The sequence below is a fragment of the Pseudanabaena sp. 'Roaring Creek' genome, assembly GCF_001402795.1.
In the GTDB taxonomy this organism is placed as follows: domain Bacteria; phylum Cyanobacteriota; class Cyanobacteriia; order Pseudanabaenales; family Pseudanabaenaceae; genus Pseudanabaena.
The window spans coordinates 1-4,578 of record NZ_LIRE01000448.1; the positions used below are offsets into that span (position 1 = coordinate 1).

2 protein-coding genes are annotated in these 4,578 nt (G+C 43.0%); one reads left to right on the forward strand and one right to left on the reverse strand.

Features of this window, described 5'->3' with window-relative positions:
• Nucleotides 1-220 precede the first annotated feature (220 nt).
• Entirely contained in the window at nucleotides 221-1,141 is a 921-nt protein-coding gene (locus AC805_RS14485) for a TIGR01777 family oxidoreductase (protein ID WP_055076077.1), read from the reverse strand.
• A 320-nt stretch (nucleotides 1,142-1,461) separates the two neighbouring features.
• On the opposite strand from AC805_RS14485, the gene AC805_RS14490 reads away from it, so the two are divergent.
• On the forward strand, nucleotides 1,462-4,389 hold the full coding sequence (locus AC805_RS14490) for a response regulator (RefSeq protein ID WP_055076076.1): 2,928 nt from the start codon (nucleotides 1,462-1,464) through the stop codon (nucleotides 4,387-4,389).
• Nucleotides 4,390-4,578: the final 189 nt, after the last annotated feature.

Genomic DNA, 4,578 nt, shown 5'->3' on the forward strand with positions numbered 1-4,578 from the left:
CCAAGTGTATTAGGACATAAACGCCAAGAATTGAGTGGCGGCGCGAAGCGCCGCCACTCAATTCTTGGCGTTTGATTTGTCCTCATTAGCTATAAGGGACTTGCGAGAAAATAAGATGCCAATCCAGATTTACCAGAATCGGTGGCGCGGCTCCGCCGCGCCACCGATTCTGGTTTTATATTTGGTACTTCATTAAATCGCAAGTCCCTAAGTAAAAATATTAAGCAAAAATTTGACCTAAGGCTGAATCAATATTGGGATAGCGGAAAGCGAACTTATTAATCTGGGCTTTATGGGGCACAACGCGCTGACCATCTAGTAAAACCGTGGCTCCTTCACCAAACACTAAAATCAATGCTGCCGCAGGCACAGGTAAAAAGGCTGGACGTTTAATCGCTTTAGAAAAAGCAACGGTAAATTCTTCATTGGTAACCGCTTGCGGAGCTGTCCCATTTAAAGCACCCACGATCTGATCATCTTGCAAAGCATAGATGATCAGATTAACGAGATCATCGCGATGAATCCAAGAAAACCATTGTTTACCACTACCAATTTTACCCCCACCACCAATCTGAAAAATCGGTAGCATCTTGGCGATCGCCCCACCTAGCCCCAAGACAATTCCCGTTCTCAGCTTAACTAACCTTACACCTAAGCCAGTCACGGCATCCGCTTCAGCTTCCCAATCCTTGCAAACATTAGCCAGAAAGTCATTGCCTGCATAGCTATATTCATCAAAGGACTTATCAGGGCTAGTGCCGTAATAACCGATCGCCGAACCACTGATGAGGACTCGTGGTTTTTGATCGGATTTCGCGATCGCTTCAACTAATTTTTTCGTCGTTAAAATACGACTATCGCGGATCTGCTGTTTGCGATTTTCTGTCCACCGCACCCCCGCAAGGGGTTCTCCTGCGAGATTAATTACGGCATCACTGCCAGATATCACCCTTGTCCATTCCCCAAGCTCCAAGGGGTTGTAGCCAATTACTTCCACGTTGGGGAAATCCGCCTGCGGAAATTGTAAGCTTGCCTTTTGATAATTGCGAGCGAGGACAATAATGCGATCGCCCAAGGACTGTAGACGCTCGACCAATTTTACTCCGATAAATCCAGTAGCACCCGTCACTACAATTTGCATCATATTTTTTTGCTTAAATTATAAAAAAATTAACTCTATTGTTTTCCAGTCTACTGAAATAAACGGTCGAGTCTCTGCTTTTAGCAAGGATACAAACCCCTCGCCCTTTCCGTGGGAAGATTGCTGTCAGGAATATTTGATTGATTCAGTTTTCATTATCAAAATTTGGTTTACAGAAAATCTGCTGTCGGGGTACTTTCTACCAAAAACTATTTTCAGGTTTGCCACATCACAAGTGCCATAAATCTTGAAATTGGTTCCATAATGAGAATTATTGTAGGCGCTTACCTTAATGCGAAAAAATCCTTGTAACTACATACATGTATAGCTCACAAAAAACCAAATTATTGATTGTTGACGATGAAGCAGACAACTTAGATCTACTTCAGCGCATTTTTCATCGAGGCTATCAAGTCCTACGAGCTAAAAATGGGTTTGATGCGTTAGAAATTTTAGCAAACGAGCCAGATATCGCCGTGATTGTCTCCGATCAGCGTATGCCGATGATGTCTGGCACGGAGTTTTTAAGTCAAGTTGCCGAGCTGTATCCCGATACTCTACGGATTATCTTAACTGCCCATGCAGATATTAAGGATTTGGTCGAAGCAATCAATCAATCAAAGGTTTTTCAATACATTACTAAGCCCTACAAGGTCGAGGAGTTAATGAAGGTCGTCCAACAGGCGACAGAAATTCATAAACTATTAAAATCGAGAACATCTCAGCTTCGTAACGATCTAGAAAATGCTGAAGCTAAATATACGAGTATTTTTGAGAATGCGGTTGAGGGGATTTTTCAGACAACGATTGATGGCCGCTACTTAATTGCGAATCCCATGTTAGCGCAAATTTATGGGTATCCCTCTTCAGAATCCCTAATTAATACCGTCACCAATATCGCCAACGAAATTTACGTCAATCCCAATCGTCGTCAAGAATTTATTAATATTTTACGAACCCATGACACCGTTTCTAATTTTGAGTCACAGGTTTATCGGCGCGATGGTACGAAAATCTGGATTTCCGAAAACGTTCGCGCAGTAAGGGATTTTAATGGAGTTTTGATTGGGTTTGAAGGAACCGTACAAGATATTTCGCAACGAAAGAGAGCCGAGGAAGAATCGCAATTATTGCAGAGCTTAACGTTAGAAATTAGTGCGGTTAATGATTTTCAAACGGCTTTAGAAATTGCCCTGCGGAAAATTTGCCAGTTCACAGGATGGGACTATGGCGAGGCTTGGGTACCATCGGGAGACGAAAAACAAATTTTGGTATGTAGTCCTGCTTGGTACAGTAGCCTTGAAGGATTGGAAGAATTCCGCCAACTGAGTGAGAGGATTTCGTTCCCTTCGGGCATTGGCTTTCCAGGAAGGGTTTGGGAATATCAGCGTCCCGAATGGATTTGGGATATCTCTCTAGAGACAGAATTAAATTTTCTGCGTAAATATCCTGCTCTAGAATGTGGGTTACAGTCGGGGCTGGCTATTCCCGTCAGTGCTGACACTAATGTGGTCGCGATCATCGCTTTTTTCACCCGCAATCCCAATGATGGCGATCAACAGTTAGTGGGATTGATTGGGGCGATCGCGATGCAGTTAGGAGCCTTAATGCGTCGCAAGCGCGATGAGGAATCCCTGAGGCTGATGAATGAGGAATTATCGCTAGCCCGCGATCGCGCCTTAGAAGCCAATCGGACGAAAAGCAGCTTTATTGCCAATATGAGTCATGAATTACGCACTCCTTTGAATGCGATCATTGGCTATAGCGAGATGTTGCAGGAAGACGCGGCTCTATTAGGATTAGATGATTTTGGTGAAGATTTGCAAAAGATCTATCGATCTGGCAAGCACCTGCTGGATTTGATTAATGATATTTTAGACATGACAAAAATCGAAGCGGGTAAATTGGAAATTTACTATGACAACTTCGATTTGCCGATGCTGGTATGGGAAACCTGTAAAACAATCGAACCCTTACTCAGCAAAAACAGCAATCAAATCCATATCGAATGCGATCGGCAGCTTGGCTCCATTCGCACTGATATGACAAGACTGCGTCAAGTTCTATTAAATATTTTAAGCAATGCCTGTAAATTCACCAAGTCTGGAGAAATTACAATCAAAGTGAACCGTCTCAATTCCCTGCAAGGCGAGATTTTCTATTTCACAATTACTGATACTGGCATCGGCATTAGTCCAGAAAATTTACAAAACCTATTTCAACCCTTCAATCAAGCTGACAGTTCGACGACAAGACAATATGGCGGTACGGGTTTAGGGCTTGCCATTAGCAGAAGACTATGCCAAATGATGGGTGGCGATATTCACGTAGAGAGCGAGTTGGGCAAAGGATCGACCTTCACGATCTGTCTACCTACCGATTGTGAAAAGTTAACCCAATCACCGTTAAAGCCCCCTCAGGATCCATTATCTCCCCCCATATCGCCTGAATATTCCGTACCAAATCCTTCCAATTCAGATGAGTCTTATCCATCGATTTTGATCGTTGCCGATGATTTGATGTTACACCAATGTACTCAATCCTATCTGAGCTATCTAGGAGTTAGGATTTATTCATCTCTAAATATCACTGATGGACTGGAGTTAGCCCATCAAATCCTTCCTAGTGCAATTATTCTCGATATGCAAACCTCATCTGTCCATAGTTGGGAGTTGCTAAGGGATCTAAAATCGCAGCCTTTAACCTCGGGAATCCCCATTATTTTACTGACAGTCAATGATGAGACCCATGAGAGGTACGAAATTGGTGCAAATGATTATCTATTTAAACCCATCGATCGCGATCGCCTCATTACCACCATTGACAAGTATCGCCCTGAAGTAAAGACTCGGTTATCAGTATTAGTAGTGGAAGATGACCTAAATGTCAGAGCCATGCTAAAGCGAATGTTAGAGAAGGAAAACTGTCTGGTGGTGGAAGCTCAGGATGGACATGAGGCTTTAGAAATTATGACTAAGCAGTTACCACAACTAATTTTGCTAGATCTGATGATGCCGAATATTGATGGTTTTGAATTTATGCATTTGCTAAGGCTGCGCTATGATACGCCCCTAATTCCCATCATTATTATTACGGCAAGGGATCTAAGTGATGATGAATGTATTCGCTTGAGCGGTTCGGTGCAAAAAATCTTGCAAAAAACTAATCACAGTTATGCTCAACTGCTTGAGGGAATCGTCCAGAGGCTGCATAAGTTTGGCATTTTAACCAAAAGCAAGAAGCCATAGTTCCTTCAAAAAACAGAGGGTGTACCGCCCGCTACGCGGGCGGTATGCCCTCTGGCTTTGAGATTCCCAAAATGGCGTTGCCATTTTGGGAATTGGGATTATGCAGTTGGTGAGTGATTGCGATAAACTGTTGCTTGTTCTCTATTGCCCGAAGTTATAGATTCCTATTTCCATGCCAAATACCAAGCC

What these genes read in the sequence shown, in the direction of transcription:
- AC805_RS14485 (WP_055076077.1), bottom strand. Translation starts at nt 1,141, where the DNA reads ATGCAAATTGTAGTGACGGGTGCTACTGGATTTATCGGAGTAAAATTG.
- AC805_RS14490 (WP_055076076.1), top strand. Translation starts at nt 1,462, where the DNA reads ATGTATAGCTCACAAAAAACCAAATTATTGATTGTTGACGATGAAGCA.